The sequence below is a fragment of the Pedobacter antarcticus genome, from assembly GCF_900103515.1.
Lineage (GTDB): Bacteria > Bacteroidota > Bacteroidia > Sphingobacteriales > Sphingobacteriaceae > Pedobacter > Pedobacter antarcticus.
The window spans coordinates 25,656-42,665 of the sequence record NZ_FNGZ01000013.1; the positions used below are offsets into that span (position 1 = coordinate 25,656).

Annotated in this window: 15 protein-coding genes; 10 read left to right on the forward strand and 5 right to left on the reverse strand. The window is 41.4% G+C overall.

The genetic code is table 11. The features are described 5' to 3' along the window. Nucleotides 1-2: 2 nt before the first annotated feature. Nucleotides 3-1,151, reverse strand: a complete 1,149-nt coding sequence (locus BLR53_RS17830) for a DNA polymerase III subunit (protein ID WP_074591625.1) — start codon at nt 1,149-1,151, stop codon at nt 3-5. Between the two features lie 39 nt (nt 1,152-1,190). On the opposite strand from BLR53_RS17830, the gene ruvX reads away from it, so the two are divergent. From ruvX to BLR53_RS17865, 7 genes are read left to right on the forward strand one after another with little or no spacing between them, the layout of a single operon-like run. Further along, nucleotides 1,191-1,607 carry a Holliday junction resolvase RuvX gene (ruvX, locus tag BLR53_RS17835; RefSeq protein ID WP_037437588.1) on the forward strand — a complete coding sequence of 139 codons (417 nt, stop codon included), beginning with the start codon at nt 1,191-1,193 and terminating at the stop codon, nt 1,605-1,607. Nucleotides 1,608-1,615: 8 nt separating this feature from the next. Next, nucleotides 1,616-2,251, forward strand: coding sequence for an O-methyltransferase (locus BLR53_RS17840; protein WP_037437589.1), 636 nt, complete (start codon nt 1,616-1,618; stop codon nt 2,249-2,251). A 2-nt stretch (nt 2,252-2,253) separates the two neighbouring features. Beyond that, nucleotides 2,254-2,964, forward strand: coding sequence for a glucosaminidase domain-containing protein (locus tag BLR53_RS17845; protein WP_083332128.1), 711 nt, complete (start codon nt 2,254-2,256; stop codon nt 2,962-2,964). A 34-nt stretch (nt 2,965-2,998) separates the two neighbouring features. After that, nucleotides 2,999-3,835: a glucosaminidase domain-containing protein gene (locus tag BLR53_RS17850; RefSeq protein ID WP_037437590.1), complete on the forward strand. Its 837-nt coding sequence runs from the start codon at nt 2,999-3,001 to the stop codon at nt 3,833-3,835. Further along, nucleotides 3,835-4,638, forward strand: a complete 804-nt coding sequence (locus BLR53_RS17855) for a hypothetical protein (RefSeq protein WP_234797512.1) — start codon at nt 3,835-3,837, stop codon at nt 4,636-4,638. The genes BLR53_RS17850 and BLR53_RS17855 overlap by 1 nt, the downstream gene beginning before the upstream one ends. Continuing rightward, complete coding sequence (locus tag BLR53_RS17860) at nt 4,635-4,976, forward strand: hypothetical protein (protein ID WP_074591627.1); 342 nt, start codon at nt 4,635-4,637, stop codon at nt 4,974-4,976. Before BLR53_RS17855 ends, BLR53_RS17860 begins: the two co-directional genes overlap by 4 nt. A 25-nt stretch (nt 4,977-5,001) precedes the next feature. Continuing rightward, nucleotides 5,002-6,057: a DUF3078 domain-containing protein gene (locus BLR53_RS17865; RefSeq protein WP_074591629.1), complete on the forward strand. Its 1,056-nt coding sequence runs from the start codon at nt 5,002-5,004 to the stop codon at nt 6,055-6,057. Here BLR53_RS17865 and BLR53_RS17870 read toward each other — a convergent pair whose 3' ends face one another. Further along, nucleotides 6,058-8,493, reverse strand: coding sequence for a DUF5916 domain-containing protein (locus BLR53_RS17870; protein ID WP_074591631.1), 2,436 nt, complete (start codon nt 8,491-8,493; stop codon nt 6,058-6,060). A 204-nt stretch (nt 8,494-8,697) separates the two neighbouring features. Here BLR53_RS17870 and ffh point away from each other — a divergent pair, with 204 nt between their 5' ends. Both ffh and BLR53_RS17880 read left to right on the forward strand, forming a co-directional pair. Then, on the forward strand, nt 8,698-10,038 hold the full coding sequence (gene ffh, locus BLR53_RS17875) for a signal recognition particle protein (RefSeq protein ID WP_037437594.1): 1,341 nt from the start codon (nt 8,698-8,700) through the stop codon (nt 10,036-10,038). A 117-nt stretch (nt 10,039-10,155) separates the two neighbouring features. Beyond that, nucleotides 10,156-11,694, forward strand: a complete 1,539-nt coding sequence (locus BLR53_RS17880) for a YifB family Mg chelatase-like AAA ATPase (protein ID WP_074591633.1) — start codon at nt 10,156-10,158, stop codon at nt 11,692-11,694. A gap of 2 nt (nt 11,695-11,696) precedes the next feature. Here the strand turns inward: BLR53_RS17880 and BLR53_RS17885 are convergent, their stop codons facing one another. Both BLR53_RS17885 and BLR53_RS17890 read right to left on the reverse strand, forming a co-directional pair. Next, complete coding sequence (locus BLR53_RS17885) at nt 11,697-11,990, reverse strand: hypothetical protein (protein WP_051759440.1); 294 nt, start codon at nt 11,988-11,990, stop codon at nt 11,697-11,699. Between the two features lie 144 nt (nt 11,991-12,134). Continuing rightward, nucleotides 12,135-12,677, reverse strand: a complete 543-nt coding sequence (locus tag BLR53_RS17890) for a TlpA family protein disulfide reductase (protein WP_074591635.1) — start codon at nt 12,675-12,677, stop codon at nt 12,135-12,137. A 43-nt stretch (nt 12,678-12,720) separates the two neighbouring features. On the opposite strand from BLR53_RS17890, the gene BLR53_RS17895 reads away from it, so the two are divergent. After that, a complete protein-coding gene (locus tag BLR53_RS17895) occupies nt 12,721-14,829 on the forward strand; it encodes a S9 family peptidase (protein WP_074591637.1) in 2,109 nt (702 codons plus the stop codon). A gap of 283 nt (nt 14,830-15,112) precedes the next feature. On the opposite strand, the gene htpG is transcribed toward BLR53_RS17895, so the two are convergent. Beyond that, a complete protein-coding gene (gene htpG, locus BLR53_RS17900) occupies nt 15,113-17,002 on the reverse strand; it encodes a molecular chaperone HtpG (RefSeq protein ID WP_218122998.1) in 1,890 nt (629 codons plus the stop codon). Nucleotides 17,003-17,010 lie beyond the last annotated feature (8 nt).

Consider the following 17,010-nt stretch of genomic DNA (forward strand, 5'->3'; position numbering starts at 1 on the left):
AACTAATTGTATATATATTGAGTCCCTTTCGGGAGCGTTTTAAATTTGATAATTTTTACCAGTTGTAAAGATACATCTAAAAATAGTATTTTAGGATTAGCGTTCCTTTCAATATGATAATGGGCCTGCTCAAGCACCTCAATGATAGCTTCAGCCATTGTTAGGTCCAAAACTTTTTCACTGAGCTTCTTCGCCGTTTCCAAAACATTTTCCGGTAATTTAACTAAAGCTTCGGCACCACTGAGCAGCAAACTGCATTCTCTAAGAAAACTGATCCCGTATTTTAGGAAATTTTTCTGATTTTCCCTTCCCCAGCCTGCGGCCTGTTCCACAAAACTAATTAGATCAGGTACCTTGTTACCATAGCCCATCCGCAGCCATTCAGAAAACAGAACTGCATTATCATTCTGCTGGTGAATAACCATTGATTTCGCCTCTATCAAGTTTCCATCTGCAAGAAAACTGTAGGTAGCCGCAATATCTCTGTCCAGGTTATAATGAGTACACAGATGCTCAACCACAGTTGCCGAAGGCAGTTTAGGTATCTTCACAATCTGAGTCCTCGATAATAAGGTCGATAAAATTTGTTCCTGATTGTGTGCAACCAGAACGAATAAAGTATGAGGTGGTGGTTCTTCAATAATTTTCAGCAAAGAATTCCCCTCTTTTTCTAAAAATTCGGGTAACCAGATAATTAAAACCTTGGTTTCTGCCTCAAAAGCTTTGAAACTTAATTTTTTGATGATATCATGGCATTCTGCGATATTAATATTCGCCTGTTTGTTTTCCGCGTTCAAGCGCGATCGCCAGAGATCAAGGTTTACATATGGATCTTCCAGCAGCATTGTTCTCCATTCATCGAGTACATCTGTTGCAACCCGCACATCTTTCGACGCAAAAAACGGATAAGAAAAATGAAGATCCGGATGAATATACCTTTCGTACTTTCTGCAGGAGCTGCAGACACCGCAACTATCAGTGTCAGATTTATCTAAACAATTGATATACTGAGCATAGGCAATAGCCAGCGCCAAAGAACCACTCCCCTCCGGAGACAGAAATAACTGGGCATGACTCATCCTGTTTTCAGTGACAGTCTGTATCAATTGCTGCTTAATTTCCTGTTGTCCTACGATGTCTTTGAACTGCATTTGGTGCAAAATAGTAAATTTATAACAATCTTTGCAGCTATGTCCCGTATTATCGCATTTGATTATGGCACCAAAAGAATAGGTATTGCCGTTACCGATCCCCTGCAAATTATTGCGACAGGGCTAGATACTGTGCACCCTAAAGATATCGTCGAATATCTCCATAAATACCTATTGACAGAAGCTGTAGAAGCATTTGTGATTGGCGAACCGAAACAAATGGATGGTACCCCGTCGGAATCTGCTCAGCATGTCAAAGGCTTTACCACTATTCTTAAAAAGAACTTCCCGCTAATCCCGCAATACCGGGTTGACGAAAGGTTTACCTCAAAAATAGCTCAGCAGGCGATCATGCAAAGTGGCCTTAAAAAACAAGACCGCCGAAATAAAGAACGGGTCGATACGATAGCCGCCACGATCATTTTACAATATTTCATGGAGGAACACCGTTTATAAACCAACTTATGAGCCTGATACAAGAAGACTTAAGCCAGCTATTACTTCAATTCTGCGAACCAGAATCTGCTTTATTACAGCGGATAGACCGGGAAACCAATCTTAAGGTATTAATGCCGAGAATGCTTTCCGGGCACTATCAGGGCCGCGTACTCAGTATGCTCAGTAAATTGGTGAATCCACGCAGAATCCTTGAAATCGGAACTTTTACCGGCTATGCAACATTGTGCCTTGCAGAAGGCCTGACCGATGACGGAATTTTATATACTCTTGATATTAATGAAGAACTGGAAGACCGTGTAAGGGAATATTTTGAAGAAGCTGGTTATACTGGTTCCATTCAATACATTCTCGGAGATGCCAGTAAAAGTCTTTCTGAAATAGACGAAACATTTGATCTCGTCTTTATAGACGCAGATAAAAAAAATAACGGAACTTACTATGACCTCGTTTTTGACCGGTTGAGACCCGGAGGTCTGATTATAGTAGATAATGTCCTTTGGAGCGGTAAAGTACTGACGAACCAACAGGATAAGGATACCAGAAACATCAGTGCTTTTAATGATAAAATAGCAGCCGATCCCAGGATAGAGAAACTCATTCTTCCCGTACGTGACGGCTTGTTTATAATCAGAAAAAAATAAAAATGATTAAAAAAAGTTTATTACTGACCCTATGCTGCCTGTTGATTACAGCAGTTACTGTCAGAAGCCAGTCCATTCAGGACTATGTAGACGAACACACAGATTACGCACAGGAACTTATGCGCGAATATGAAGTCCCCGCCAGCGTTATACTTGCGGTGGCAATCCATGAATCAGCAGCCGGTAAAAGTAAAGTTGCCCGCCATCTGAATAATCACTTCGGCATTAAAGGCTCCAATAGTAATACTGCGATCAATTCCTCTTATAAAGATTATGGAACCGCTGCAGACTCTTATACTAATTTCGTCGAGGTGCTTCAAAACAGATCCTCATTCAGCAGATTATTTGATCTTTATGATCAGTATGATTATGCAGGCTGGGCAAGAGGTATACAAAGAGGTGGCTATGCAAGCAGCCGTACCTGGGCTAATCAGGTAATAGCGATTATAAATAAGTACCAGCTGTATCAGTATGACGATAGACCAGCAGACTACGTCGAGCCGGTAAAAGTTGCCCCGGTTCTTAAAAAGAAAAGCTATACGGCTAAAAAACGCACCAGAAATAACCGCAGCAACAGTAAAATGTACACCGTAAAAAAAGGAGATAATCTCAATAGGATTGCGCTTTCAAGAGGTACAACTGCGAAGGCACTGATGAAAAGAAATGGATTAAAAAAATCAGCACTGAAACCTGGCCAGAAGCTTAGAATTTAATGACACCTGCACCATTGAAAACAAAACATACTTGATGAAAAAATTACTTTTATCGCTAACTATAACCTTGCTTATCTTTTCCGGCTGTAAAACCAGAAAATATCACCGTAATAATAAACAGATTGAAAAAGAGGCAAGTAAAGCAAATGCAAACTTCAAAGACTACACTACGCTCAGTTATATCGCTGCATTTAAAGGCGTAGCCATCGAAGAAATGAATACATATGGTGTCCCTGCCAGCATTACACTGGCACAAGGTATCATTGAGTCCGGCAGCGGTAACAGTAGCTTAGCTAAATTCGCCAATAATCATTTTGGTATTAAGTGTACATCTGAATGGAAAGGGAAGGCATACTATAAAGACGATGATAAAAGTAACGACTGTTTCCGTGTTTATAAAGACGCGAGGGAATCCTATAAAGATCACTCCGAATTTCTGAAGCGTAAAAGGTACAGTGCTTTGTTCGAACTGGACAAAAATGATTATGTTAACTGGGCAAAGGGCCTGAAACAGGCTGGTTATGCAACAAATCCACGATATCCCGAGATGCTCATCAACCTGATTGAAAAATATCAGCTGCACCAGTATGATCAGCCGGAATCTGAGCCTGAAAAAATCAGAAGAGAAGACCGGGTATTTACGGAGATCAATGCTAACATTCCAAAAGAAACTAAAAAATTCCAGCCGGTAGCACAGCCCCCTTCAAAACAGATAATTAACACAACAGAGCCTAACTATACCGTGGAAAAAGGTGATACCCTTTATAACATTGCAAAAAGATTTAATATGACCGTGGACGAATTGAAAGCGTTGAATAATCTGAATGACGAAGGAATTAAGATCGGACAGAAGCTGGTTGTTGTTAAATAATGTTATTTTCTGCAGGTATGGATTATAATACAGGTAATTTTACCGGCATGAAAATACTGCTGCTGCTTACGCTTATTCTATGGGCAGGGATGGTTGCTAACGCACAAATAAAACCTGTCCAGGGCTTTGTGGTAGATAATGAATCAAAGCAAAGACTCGCTAAAGTATATATATATAATTCCCATAACGACGAAGGAATATATAACAACCAGAAGGGAGAGTTTTCGACTCAGGCTGTAGTTGGGGATACTCTGTTTGCTGCTTTACAGGGGTATGGTATTGATACACTTGTTTATAAAGGAACGAAGACTATCTTCTTTCAGTTAAAACCACTTGCCGTACAATTACGGGAGGTCTCCATTATAGGCAGCGCACTGACACCAAAGCAACGGCATGAGCAAAATACCAGGGCATACAAGTATGCGACAGACCTGGGGAGCTCTAAAGACCTGCTTAACCTGAGCTCTCGCGGTGTAGGTCTGGGAATTGACGCCATTTATAATCTTTTAAGCCGTAAAGGACGAAACGCCAGACACTTGCAGGCTATTCTGGAGCGCGATTACAAAGAGGAAATTATAGATTACCGGTTTAATCCGGCCTTCGTAAGCCGCGCACTGAGAATTAAAGATTATGAGCTCACAGATTTTATGCAGCAATACCGCCCGAGCTATGACTTTGTACTCGCTGCATCGGACTATGCGTTTATTGTTTTTCTGAAGAATAATTATAGCACCTATAAAAGGAATCCTAAAGCTTTACGCCTGCCTCCCTTATTGAAGGTGCAACTGAATGCAAACCCATGAAATATTGGAAAATAGTTTTCAGTCCGCTTCCTGCGACAGCGATGGCGATCTATCCTTTCATGCTGTTTAAATCGCGGAACCAAATTGATAACCCACTGTTAATCAATCATGAAATGATTCATTTCAGACAACAACTGGAATTATTAATCCTACCTTTCTATTTACTGTACTTGATCTTTTATCTGATTAATCTTGCAAGGTCAGGAAACCATGATCAGGCCTACAGACAAAGCTGCTTTGAACAGGAAGCCTATGCTAATGAACAGAATTTCAACTACCTGAAAGTGAGGAAAAGCTATGCATGGCTGAAATTTTTATTCAATTCTAGGCATCAATAGGAACATTTTTCTTTTCTTTGTAACGATGAGAACTATTTTCGGATGTCTGTTTATTTTGTTTGCAGTTTCAGCACAGGTTCAAGCGCAGGACGTAGATTCTGTACCTGTCAATATTAAAAACTATGATCTTAAACTCAAACGGAGCCCTTTACCGGTTCTGAATGGTATTATAGATTTCAGACCTGTAGACATCAGTCCGGTCGTCATCAGCTCAAAAGTCAACTATTGGAAAACAACTACAGCTATAGGCATTAATGTCAATCAGTCTTCATTTAGTAATAACTGGACTGGTGGTGGAGTTAACTCGCTGGCCGTAGGAGGATTGGTTAATTACAAAGCAGAGTACGTTAAAGAGAACTATAGCTATGTAACGGAATTAAATCTGCAGTACGGAAAGATCAAAAACCGTGATCAATTACAAAAGAAAACTAATGACAGAATTTTCTGGGATAATAAAGCAGCCTTCCAGTTGTCTAAAAACTGGTATTTCTTCGGTTCCCTTACTTTTGAATCTCAGTTTGACAATGGGTTCTCTTATTCAACTATCAATAATGTAGAAACGCCTACCCTGATCTCCAAATTCATGTCTCCAGGTTACCTGACCCAATCAATAGGTTTTGAATACAAACCAAGCAAGTTTTTCTCCACCAGAATAGGTACCGGTACCGCGAGACAGACATTTGTATTGGACAACGAGACTTTAAATGCAGCAAAAAGAGAGAGAGCATTTGCAGCTAATCCAAATGAAACACCAGAGAACATAGAGAATGCAGGCAAAACAGACAATTATGGTATTGCTTATAATAAGAGCTTTAAAAATGATCTCGCCTTTCAGGTTGTTACAGCATTCGATAAAGACATTTTCCATAACGTAAATCTAAAAACCCGTTATGCCTTATTTATCCCTTATGATGACTTAGGGCAGATAGATCACCGGCTGGACGTCGCTATTACAGCTAAGATCAACCGTTTCATGAATGTCTCCTTAACTGGTGTGGGCCTGTATGATAAAGATACAGACCCTAAAATTCAGGGAAGTCAAACCCTGGCTATGGGCCTGATGTTTGTTTTCCCAAGATAACTATCTCTTTTTCTTCAGATCCAGGTAATCCAGATAGTACAGGACTTTCACCGAAAGACTATTATTCTGTGGTCCGGAAAGGATAGCGTCGAGGTTTCTTGTATATTTCTTCCGGTATAGTTCTTCATATCCTTCCGCAGAATTTTTATAGGCGACACTCAGCTCGCTCCCTGGTGCAAACTGCCACTGATAGATGAGGTCAGCATTGAAAACATTATAGACCCGGTTAGTGCCCGCTGGTGGTTCGCCCGTTAAAGGAATCAAACTGCCATTAGTGTCCAAAGTATAAAATGATTTATTTCTACGGTCAGACCAGTAGTGTCGCACCACCAGTGTAATCCCCATCAGGTTATTGAAACTATATTTTGCATCAATCGAATTTTCCATCGTGTGCCTGTCATAAGATGAAAAAATAATATTACTCCCGCTGTTCTGCACCCAGCCTGCATAATTAAACCGAGGCTGGTAATCTATGTCCAGTCCAAAGGAAATCTTATCATTCAGTCTGAAGTTTTGAAATAAAAATGCATCATAAGCTTTTCCATTCAACAGTAAATTTTTCCTGTAACCTACATTTCCACCGAAATTATACGCTTTCGCTTTATTAGGATTTACATACACTTTAACACCGTAATTCTCTCCGGTCTGAAACACCCTTCCTGCATTTCGCGACTCATAGAAATCCTGCCCCTTACGCTGCCAGTCAAAATTAGTTTCTACAGACCAGAAATTTTTAAACTCAACATAGTAGTTTCCGTCAACTCCGAAATTCTGGTAAGATCCTGGCTTATACAAGCGCGAATATCTGAGATTACTCCATGCCTCCCACTTATTATACCAGGAGCTAGGTTTGTAAACCTGATAACCATAATTGAATTGCTGATCAAAAAAGTTATTGTTTGTAAAGAAGCCCATATCGGACGGATCAAATTTTGCGTCTGCAATTTTCTGCAGATAGAACCAGGTCCAGGTACCACTCTTTTTACCAAACTTAAGCTCTGTATTGAACCCTTTTCTGCTATTTTCATCGCCGACGCCGGTAAGCAAGCTCATTTTAGCCGCACCATTTACAAAGTAGCGGTTAGCTTTATCATTCAGGTTGAATAAAAATGCAGACACATTTGCATCGTGGGCATTTCCCCGGCGCAGTACATTGGTATTAATCAGCGTGATGGAACTGTTATTTTTTAATGACTGATCCAGCACAAAAACATTGTAGTTTGTTAAAGGCTGACTTTCTAACTCCCGCTGATTACCCTGCTCGCCCTCAACCAAAGTCTTCATGCTACTTGTGATTGCATTAAACAGTCCTATTCCCAGGCCGCCAGCTGTTCTACCCGAAATTTTAGTTGCATTTAAAACTTTAGCCTCCAGTGGCGACTTGATTATCTTTTCCCCATCCCGAAGATCTCCCGATACATCTTTAAAATAAGAAGGAATAGATCCAATTCTTTTCGAATAAAACAGATCCCCTTTATTGAACAATTCTGTCCCTTCGGTAAAGAATTGCCTTCTCTCATCGAATTTCACTTCAAAGGGGGTCAGGTTCAGAATCCTGTTATCAGATTGGATCTGTCCGAAGTCCGGAATCAGCGTCATATCCAGTGTAAAACTTTGGTTTATGCCATATTTTACATCCATTCCTCCATTAAAAGCCATTACGGTATTTTTAACATTGGGTGTATTAAAAGGATAATGCTTCAGGTAGGTCGAAAGATATGGAGAGAAAGATAACCGGAGCCCGGGTTTAATCCCTTTAATTCCCTCCCATAGACCCGCCTGATTGATGAACCCACTGACTTTAGGATCAACTTCATTCCAAAAAAGCTGCTGATTTGCCTTCTGCCTTTTACGGTTAAAATTAACGCCCCAGCTCTGCACGTCTTTTCCTGAGAACCTCAAAGCTGCGTAAGGAATTCTGATTTCCGCACTCCAACCGGTTTCATCACGCTTAACCTTGCTCTCCCAAACTGCATTCCAGTTAGAATCCTCATCTCCATTCTGTGAATACTTAGCATCAAACTGAACACCTGCGGCAGTGACATAAAAGCCATTTCCATTCATGCCGTCCATAAATGTGTCAAAGATAATCCCTATGAAATCTGCGTTACCGATATTATCACGGTTAACAAGCTCATGAGCAATACTATCCGGATGATCGTACATTCTTGCCGCTATGTAGACGGCATGATCATCATAGATCATTCGCACCTCTGTGCGTCTGTCATGCTGCTCTTTCCTTCCGGGTACCGGCCTGTTTTCGATAAATTCCGAAGCGGGTATCACCTGTTTCCAGGCCTCGTCAGCCAAATCGCCGTCGATCCGGGGCGCTGCTATAGTACGAGTAGCCTGTAGTTTCCGTTTAATGGGTAGACTTTGGGCAGACACCGTACAAATGGCGAAAGAACAAAGCAGGCTGAGCAGCATTAATTTCATGAGAGCGAATTTTCTATAAGACGGAGCCGAAACTAAATAGTTGCAGCACGGCAAGATAAATTTCAAACAGGAGCAGCTCCGTTTAATTTGAATTGTCAGGGCACAGCAGCACGGCAAGATAAATTTCAAACAGGAGCTCAGTCTTTCAGTGTAATTTAATAACTTTGTAGCTTACAAAAACGTGAACACTAAGGTTAAACAAAAATGTTTGAAAATTTACAGGATAAACTAGACCGGGCATTTAAAGTTCTCAAAGGACAGGGAAGCATTTCAGAAATCAACGTGGCAGAGACCATGAAGGAAATTCGTAAAGCTTTGCTGGATGCCGACGTAAATTATAAAACAGCCAAAAGCTTTACAGATGACGTCAAAGAAAAAGCACTTGGTCTGAATGTACTGACTGCTGTTTCCCCTGGTCAGTTGTTAACTAAAGTCATGAATGACGAGCTGACCGCGCTGATGGGTGGGGAAGTTACGGAACTTGACCTTAAAACTAATCCAACCATCATTCTGATTGCAGGTTTGAACGGAGCAGGTAAAACTACATTCTCCGGAAAGCTCGCAAATTATCTGAAATCAAAAGGAAAAAAACCTTTACTGGTTGCTGGCGACGTTTATCGCCCAGCGGCGATCGATCAGTTACAGATCCTTGGAGAACAGATTGGGGTTCCGGTTTATGCAAATTTAGAATCAAAAGACCCCGTTGCAATTGCAATGGAGGGTATAGATAAAGGAAAGAAAGAAAATCACAATGTTATTATCATTGACACGGCGGGCCGTCTGGCTATCGACGAAGAAATGATGAATGAGATTTCAGATGTAAAACTGCATACAAAACCGCATGAAATCCTGTTCGTAGTTGATGCCATGACCGGACAGGATGCGGTTAATACTGCAAAAGCATTTAATGACCGTTTAGATTTTACAGGAGTTGTCCTTACTAAGCTGGATGGTGATACCAGGGGTGGCGCAGCATTATCCATTAAATCTGTTGTTAACAAACCGATTAAGTTTGTAGGTACAGGAGAAAAAATGGAAGCCCTGGATGTATTCTATCCGGACAGGATGGCTTCGCGTATTCTAGGCATGGGTGACGTCGTTTCCCTTGTTGAGCGTGCTCAGGAGCAGTTTGACGAAAAAGAAGCAGCAGAACTTCAGAAGAAAATCCGTAAAAATAAATTTGACTTTAATGACTTCTACAACCAGATTCAGCAGATCAAGAAAATGGGTAATATGAAGGATCTGATGGGTATGATTCCAGGGGTCAGCAAAATGATGAAAAACGTGGAGATAGAAGATGACGCTTTCAAAAATGTGGAGGCAATTATCCAGTCTATGACCAAATACGAAAGAGAAAACCCAGACAGCATTCAGCAAAGCAGAAGATTACGCATAGCTAAAGGCTCAGGAAATAAAATTGAAGAAGTAACCAAACTGATTAAACAATTTGAGGATATGCGTAAAGTAATGAAGCAGTTCTCAAATCCAGCTGCTGCAGCAAAGATGATGCGCAATATGCCAAAGATGCCACAAGGCAGAATGTAAATGTTTTTTTAGAATCCTATTGAAAGGGGCCGGATCTTAAAGATTCTGCCCCTTTTTTATTAAAACTAACAGCATTTGTTTAAAGCATAATACATTGGCAGCTGAACCTATTGATTTATGCTGACCAAGACTTACACCTGTGCAGTTTCTGGCGTCGATGCCCTCACCATTACCATAGAAGTCCATATTGGCAGTGGCAATAAATATCATATTGTTGGTTTACCAGATAATGCAGTAAAAGAGAGCCTCAAGAGAATTGAAAGCGCATTGCAGAGTTCAGGATACCGTATGCCCCGGCAGAAAATTGTTGTTAATCTCTCGCCCGCGGACATCCGCAAAGAAGGGACAGCTTATGATCTGCCGCTGGCTATAGGCATATTAACCTCTTCAGGTCAATTAGAGGTTCCCAACCCGGATCAGATCGTTATTGCGGGCGAACTCTCTCTTGACGGCAGCATTCACCCTTTAAAGGGAGCCCTATCAATGGCATTACAGGCCCGACATGCTGGTTTCACTACGCTTCTGCTTCCTTTGGAAAATGCCGCAGAAGCAGCGGTGGTCGGAGAGCTGCAAGTATACGGCCTGAAAAACCTGAAAGAGATAGCTGAATTTTTCAAATATCCGGAAAGACAGGAGCCCGTAAAAGTTAACGTCAACGCACTCCTTAATCAACAGCAAGTTTCAATAGCTGAAGACTTTGCAGATGTAAGAGGGCAGCAAGGCATGAAAAGAGCCATAGAGATCGCTGCTGCAGGCGGCCATAATCTAATTCTAATTGGTCCGCCTGGATCCGGTAAAACAATGCTTGCCAAAAGATTGCCCGGGATTCTGCCCCCTTTGAGCCTGCAGGAAGCACTGGAAACCACGAAGATTCATTCTGTTGCGGGTAAACTTCATACCGGCACAGCTATGCTTACAGCCCGTCCATTCCGTAATCCGCATCATAGCATATCAGATGTTGCGCTTGCAGGAGGAGGAAGCAATCCGCAGCCAGGTGAAATTTCACTGGCCCACCATGGTGTATTGTTCCTTGATGAATTACCTGAATTTCGGAGAAGTGTATTAGAAGTAATGCGGCAGCCGCTTGAAGACAGAATGGTAACCATCTCCCGAGCCAGGCAGACAGTCGTTTATCCCGCAGGTTTTATGCTCATTGCCGCTATGAACCCATGTCCCTGCGGTTATTTTAACCATCCGGAGAAAACCTGCCATTGTACCTCTTCGCAGGTACAAAAATACCTGAGCAGAATATCCGGACCACTTTTAGACAGAATAGATTTGCATCTGGAGGTTACTCCGGTAGATTTTAAAGATTTAAGCAGTCAGGAACCTGAAGAAAAGAGCTTGGACATCAGAAAACGAGTAATCTTTGCCCGTAAAATCCAGGAAAAGCGCTTTGAGCAGGATCATCGTATATTTTGCAATGCGCAGATGCCTGATCGGATCGTACGGCAACACTGCAAGCTGGACCCCGTCAGTAAACAATTGATCAGAAATGCGATGGAGCAATTAGGACTGTCTGCCAGAGCCTATGACAGGATTCTTAAAGTTTCCAGAACTATTGCCGACCTGGAAAACGCTATAGCAATACAACCAGCACATCTGGCCGAGGCTATCCGCTACAGAAGCCTCGACCGGTCAGGATGGGGATCCTGAGCTTATAATTCGTCTTCAGTATCCCAGTCTTCTTCTGCTTCCTCTTCCTCTGCGTCCTCTTCTTCTTCCGGCTCCGGAACGTAATCATTGATCGCTGCACCGATAGCATTGACCTCTGCATCTTCCTCAAAAAGAGGTAACGCCGTTTCCGGATCAAGTTTCAACCACTGAGATTCTGTATCCTTCTGAATCTGCAAATATTCCTTACCGTCTTTATAAACTATATAATTATCATTCCCCTCAGGAAATATGGCATAATCTGTTTCTCCGATTGTTAAATCAAAAGGTTCCTGCATAATTCTTGTTTTTTTGCTGAATGTACTTTCAGGCGTCAAACTTAGATAAATTCCTTTTTATGTACAATACAATTGCCTTGCATATAAAAAAGATTTATCAGTCTCTCCTCAACCGAGGAAAACATTATTCATAGAGGAATACACTTATTTTGCAGCTTTCAAATCCTTGATAAATGCAATAAAACGCGGGTCCCCGTAATTCGCTGCACCTGACTGGTTATAGGAAATCCTTCCCCTCTTGTCCAAAACGACGGTTGTTGGTAAAGCCCCCTTAAAAAGCACATCCGGAACCGCTGTCTCCGAACGGAAGGCTGGCAACATGTATTTCCTTTTCTGCATGAAGCGGACAGCTTTTTCCAGATCCCCGTCAGCATCGACGAAAATAAAAACCACCTCAGGATCGTCCTTATAATGCTGATATAATTTCTTTATCGCAGGAAATTCCGCCAGACAAGGCAGGCACCAGCTTGCCCAGAAGTTAAGGAACACCACCTTTCCGCGCAGATCACCGAGATCTATTTTTTTACCATCGACACCCCTGAACTGAATTCCTGCAAGTGGATCTTCCGTTCCGGAATTTTGATATTCCAGCGATAAGCTTCTTTCCGAACCAGCATTTGTTGTCATCCCAGCCAGGAGCAGGACGAAAAAGATCAGACATTTAGTCTGACGGATGTAAGGAGTCATAGGCTTTATTAAATTTTGTGATTAAACTATTAGCTTTAGCCTGATGAACAAAGATACCAAAATAGAAAAAGACAATTATCCTTATATAAAGCCCCCACAGGCAAAAGTAATTTCGCATATCCGCGACATCCATGGGGAACAAATTCCAGATGACTATTATTGGATGATAGATTATTTTAAAAAAGGTCCGCAAAGCGATGCTGTAATTTCATACCTCGAACAGGAGAACAAATATCTGGAGCAGCAGTTGGCGCATACCAGCCACCTGCAGGAAGAACTGTTCCATGAAATGAAGGCACGGATACAAGAAAAAGATGAGTCAGTACCCGTTTTCAAAAACGGTTATTTCTATTATACCCGCACAGAGACAGGACAGCAGTATTATAAATATTGCCGGAAGAAAGGGAGTCTCGAAGCTCCAGAAGAGATTCTACTGGATATAGATGAACTCGCCAAAGACCAACCCTATTATTCAGCGAAGGGCTTTACCGTGAGTCCGGACAACTGTTTACTGGCATATGCGACAGACAAAGTCTCCAGAAGGCAATATACCATCTGTGTTAAAGATCTAACAACAGGCGAAACTCTTGCAGACCAGATTCCTAATACCGCAGGAGACCCAGTTTGGGCAGCGAATAATCAAACGCTTTTTTACACGGAAAATAATCAGGAGACATTACTCAGTGAAAAAATCAGGAGGCATCAGCTGGGAAATGATGTCCTGGAGGATATTACTGTGTATGAAGAGAAAGATCCTGCAAATTATATCGGCGTAGAAAAGTCTAAATCCGGAGATTATATCCTGATTTATTCCTCTGCCACTCTTTCATCAGTAGTTTATACAATTCCAGCCGGCCAGCCACAGCAGGAAATAAGATGCTTTCAGCCCAGGGTACCAGAAGTATTGTATCAGGTTCATCCACTGAAAGACAGATTTTTGATTTTAACTAACTGGGAGGCCCCTAATTTCCGGCTGATGGAATGCGGTCTCGATACAACAGATATTTCCGCCTGGAAAGATGTCATTCCTCACCGTAGCGATGTGCTGCTGGAGGATATTTCAGAGTTCGAAAACTTTATTGCTATCGCAGAAAGGAAGCAAGGCCTGATCAAAATAAGCCTGATGCAAAACGGAAAAGAAAATCAAACTATTGCATTTTCTGAGCCTGCTTATATGGCCGGAATAGGCGCTAACCCAGATTTCCAGAGCAACAAACTCCGTTTATATTATACATCAATGAAGACGCCCATGTCAGTTTATGATTATGAGATCAGTAGCGGATCAAAGACTTTATTGAAACAACAAACTGCAGGAGCAGATTTTAACTCCGATCATTATACTTCAGAAAGGGTGTTTGCCTTGGCTGCAGACGGTACTGAAATTCCAGTTTCAATCGTTTATAAAAACGGTTTAAAAAAAGACGGGAAGGCACCTATGCTACTTTATGCTTACGGCTCCTACGGACATAGTATTGACGCTTCCTTTTCGTCATCTACGCTAAGCCTGCTTAACCGCGGGTTCATTTTTGCCATTGCCCATATTCGCGGTGGACAGGAAATGGGCCGGCACTGGTATGAGCAGGGAAGAACGATGCAAAAAATGAATACGTTCACCGATTTCATCTCTTGCGGTAAATATCTGGTTGAAAGAAAGTACACCAGCCGCAGCCATCTGTATGCTCAGGGAGGAAGTGCAGGCGGTCTGCTGATGGGTGCAATAAGCAATATGGATCCCGGCCTCTGGAATGGAATTATAGCGCAGGTTCCTTTTGTAGATGTTGTTAACACAATGCTGGATGAGACCATCCCGCTGACTACAAACGAATATGATGAATGGGGTAACCCAAATGAAGAACAGGCTTACCGGTACATGAAAAGTTACTCACCTTATGAAAATATAAAAAAACAGGATTATCCTAATATGTTGATTACAACTGGTCTCCATGACAGTCAGGTCCAATATTTTGAACCCGCAAAATGGGTCGCTAAACTGAGGGCACTTAAAACGGGCAATCAATTGCTTCTATTAAAAACGGACATGGATTTTGGGCACGGTGGTGCCTCAGGAAGGTTTGATTATCTTAAAGATATCGCCCTCAATTACGCTTTCTTGTTGTCCCTGGAAGGATTTCCAAATTTAACCAAAGATTAACCGAATCATGTGCTGGTTTCGTCAAGGTTTGCTATATACTTTGTTCACTGTTTCTTCATAGTTCCTTCATTGTTTGTTCATTCGACATTGGAGGAAATATGAACGAACATTGAACATAGTCCGAAGGTTGTTTGTTACAATAAAGAAACATACTTTATCTTCCGCCGATAATTAAACTGAACCGGAAATCAAGGTTAAATAACCGGAAAACCGGGCACAAAAAAGGGGGTCACGTTATTTTTTACAAATAACGTGACCCCCTTTTAATTTTATTCAGCGCAGCTTAGATCAGCTCAACACTACGGTTTACAAAATCTGTCAACTCTGCACCGGTAAGCATTCCCTGAGACAATAATGCCAGGTCAACAGCTTGTTTAGCTAACGCGTTTTGCTCAGCGGCATCGGTAGATTGCAAAATGCGGTTTACCAGTTTATGGTTTCCATTGATTGCCACTTTGTAGCTGTCCGGCATATTGCCATAGAAACTCATACCACCACCCATTTGCGCCATTTCTTTCATGCGACGCATAAATTCATCCATAGTAACAGTTACGGGGAATTCATCTGGATTTAAACCAACAATTTCAACCGTGAAACCAGGTTTAACAATTGCTTTCTCGAAAACGGACTTTACCGTTGCAGACTGCTCTTCTGTTAATACAGATTCGACAGCCTCATCTGTTTCGATTAATTTACTTGCTACGCTTGAATCTACACGTTTTAAAGTTGTCTTTTCCAGTTTGTGTTCCAGAGAACTCACAAAGTGTGTGTCAATGGCTGAGTTCATCAATAAAACATCATATCCCTTTTTATTGGCAGCCTGGATGAAACTATCTTGTTTAGCCGGTTCAGTCGTATAAATATAAACCAACTGACCATTTTTATCTGTCTGTGCGTCTTTAACCTTGTCGCGATATTCGTCAAGAGTAAAGTTTTCTTCTTTTGTATTCGTTAATAAAGCGAAATCTTTGGCTTTGTCGTAGAACTTCTCTTCGCTTACCATACCATATTTTACAAACAGGCCGATATCGCTCCATTTTTCTTCATAAGACTTTCGGTCTTTATTGAAAAGTTCAGCCAATTTATCTGCAACTTTTTTGGTGATATAGCTATTGATTTTTTTCACATTGCTGTCTGCCTGAAGGAAACTTCTGGAAACATTTAACGGAATATCAGGTGAATCAATCACCCCATGCAATAACATCAGGAATTCAGGTACGATATCTTTAACTTCATCAGTAATAAATACCTGACGGCTAAACAATTTGATTTTATTACGCTGCATATCGAAATCATTCTTCACTTTCGGGAAGTACAATACGCCAGTAAGATTAAACGGATAATCCACATTGAGGTGAATCCAGAAAAGAGGGTCCTCAGCGAAAGGATAAAGTTGTTTATAGAAGTCCAGATAATCCTGGTCTGACAAATCTGCAGGTGCCTTGGTCCATAAAGGAGCCGTGGTGTTAATGATATGATCCGTCTCAACCTCTTTTGTTTTTGGCTTGCCTTCCTCATCTTCACCATCAGGTAAACTCTGAGTTTCTGTCCCAAATTTAATTGGCACCGGAAGAAACTTACCATATTTATCAAGGATTTCATTCAATTTTCCTTTACTCAGGAATTCTTCAGATTCTGAATTGATATGCAGGATAATATCTGTTCCACGCGTAGTCCGTGTTCCAGCAGAAATCTCATAAGAAGTACTACCGTCACATACCCACTTAGCAGGCTCAGCACCCTCCTGGAAAGATAAAGTCTGAATTTCTACCAGGTCGGCAACCATAAATGCAGAGTAAAAACCTAACCCGAATTTACCAATGATTTCATTAGCATCTTTCGCGTCTTTGAACTTCTCAACAAATTCGCTTGCACCAGAAAATGCAACCTGATTAATATATTTTTTAATTTCTTCTGCTGTCATTCCCAGACCATTATCACTAATTGTGATGGTCTTTTTCTCCTCATCAAGCGCAACTTCAACCAGGGGATCTCCCAGTTCGCCATTATATTGCCCCAAAGCAGCTAGTCTTTTAATCTTTTGTACCGCATCAACCGCATTAGAAACCAGCTCACGGAGGAAAATCTCGTTGTCTGAGTACAGGAATTTCTTAATAATTGGAAAAATGTTCTCGGTGTGTATAGAAATACTACCTTTTTCTTCTATGCTCATATGTTAAC

Excerpts from the sequence above, each read along its gene's own strand:
- BLR53_RS17830 (WP_074591625.1), bottom strand. The coding sequence starts at position 1,151 with ATGCAGTTCAAAGACATCGTAGGACAACAGGAAATTAAGCAGCAATTG.
- ruvX (WP_037437588.1), top strand. The coding sequence starts at position 1,191 with ATGTCCCGTATTATCGCATTTGATTATGGCACCAAAAGAATAGGTATT.
- BLR53_RS17840 (WP_037437589.1), top strand. The coding sequence starts at position 1,616 with ATGAGCCTGATACAAGAAGACTTAAGCCAGCTATTACTTCAATTCTGC.
- BLR53_RS17845 (WP_083332128.1), top strand. The coding sequence starts at position 2,254 with ATGATTAAAAAAAGTTTATTACTGACCCTATGCTGCCTGTTGATTACA.
- BLR53_RS17850 (WP_037437590.1), top strand. The coding sequence starts at position 2,999 with ATGAAAAAATTACTTTTATCGCTAACTATAACCTTGCTTATCTTTTCC.
- BLR53_RS17855 (WP_234797512.1), top strand. The coding sequence starts at position 3,835 with ATGTTATTTTCTGCAGGTATGGATTATAATACAGGTAATTTTACCGGC.
- BLR53_RS17860 (WP_074591627.1), top strand. The coding sequence starts at position 4,635 with ATGAAATATTGGAAAATAGTTTTCAGTCCGCTTCCTGCGACAGCGATG.
- BLR53_RS17865 (WP_074591629.1), top strand. The coding sequence starts at position 5,002 with ATGAGAACTATTTTCGGATGTCTGTTTATTTTGTTTGCAGTTTCAGCA.
- BLR53_RS17870 (WP_074591631.1), bottom strand. The coding sequence starts at position 8,493 with ATGAAATTAATGCTGCTCAGCCTGCTTTGTTCTTTCGCCATTTGTACG.
- ffh (WP_037437594.1), top strand. The coding sequence starts at position 8,698 with ATGTTTGAAAATTTACAGGATAAACTAGACCGGGCATTTAAAGTTCTC.
- BLR53_RS17880 (WP_074591633.1), top strand. The coding sequence starts at position 10,156 with ATGCTGACCAAGACTTACACCTGTGCAGTTTCTGGCGTCGATGCCCTC.
- BLR53_RS17885 (WP_051759440.1), bottom strand. The coding sequence starts at position 11,990 with ATGCAGGAACCTTTTGATTTAACAATCGGAGAAACAGATTATGCCATA.
- BLR53_RS17890 (WP_074591635.1), bottom strand. The coding sequence starts at position 12,677 with ATGACTCCTTACATCCGTCAGACTAAATGTCTGATCTTTTTCGTCCTG.
- BLR53_RS17895 (WP_074591637.1), top strand. The coding sequence starts at position 12,721 with ATGAACAAAGATACCAAAATAGAAAAAGACAATTATCCTTATATAAAG.
- htpG (WP_218122998.1), bottom strand. The coding sequence starts at position 17,002 with ATGAGCATAGAAGAAAAAGGTAGTATTTCTATACACACCGAGAACATT.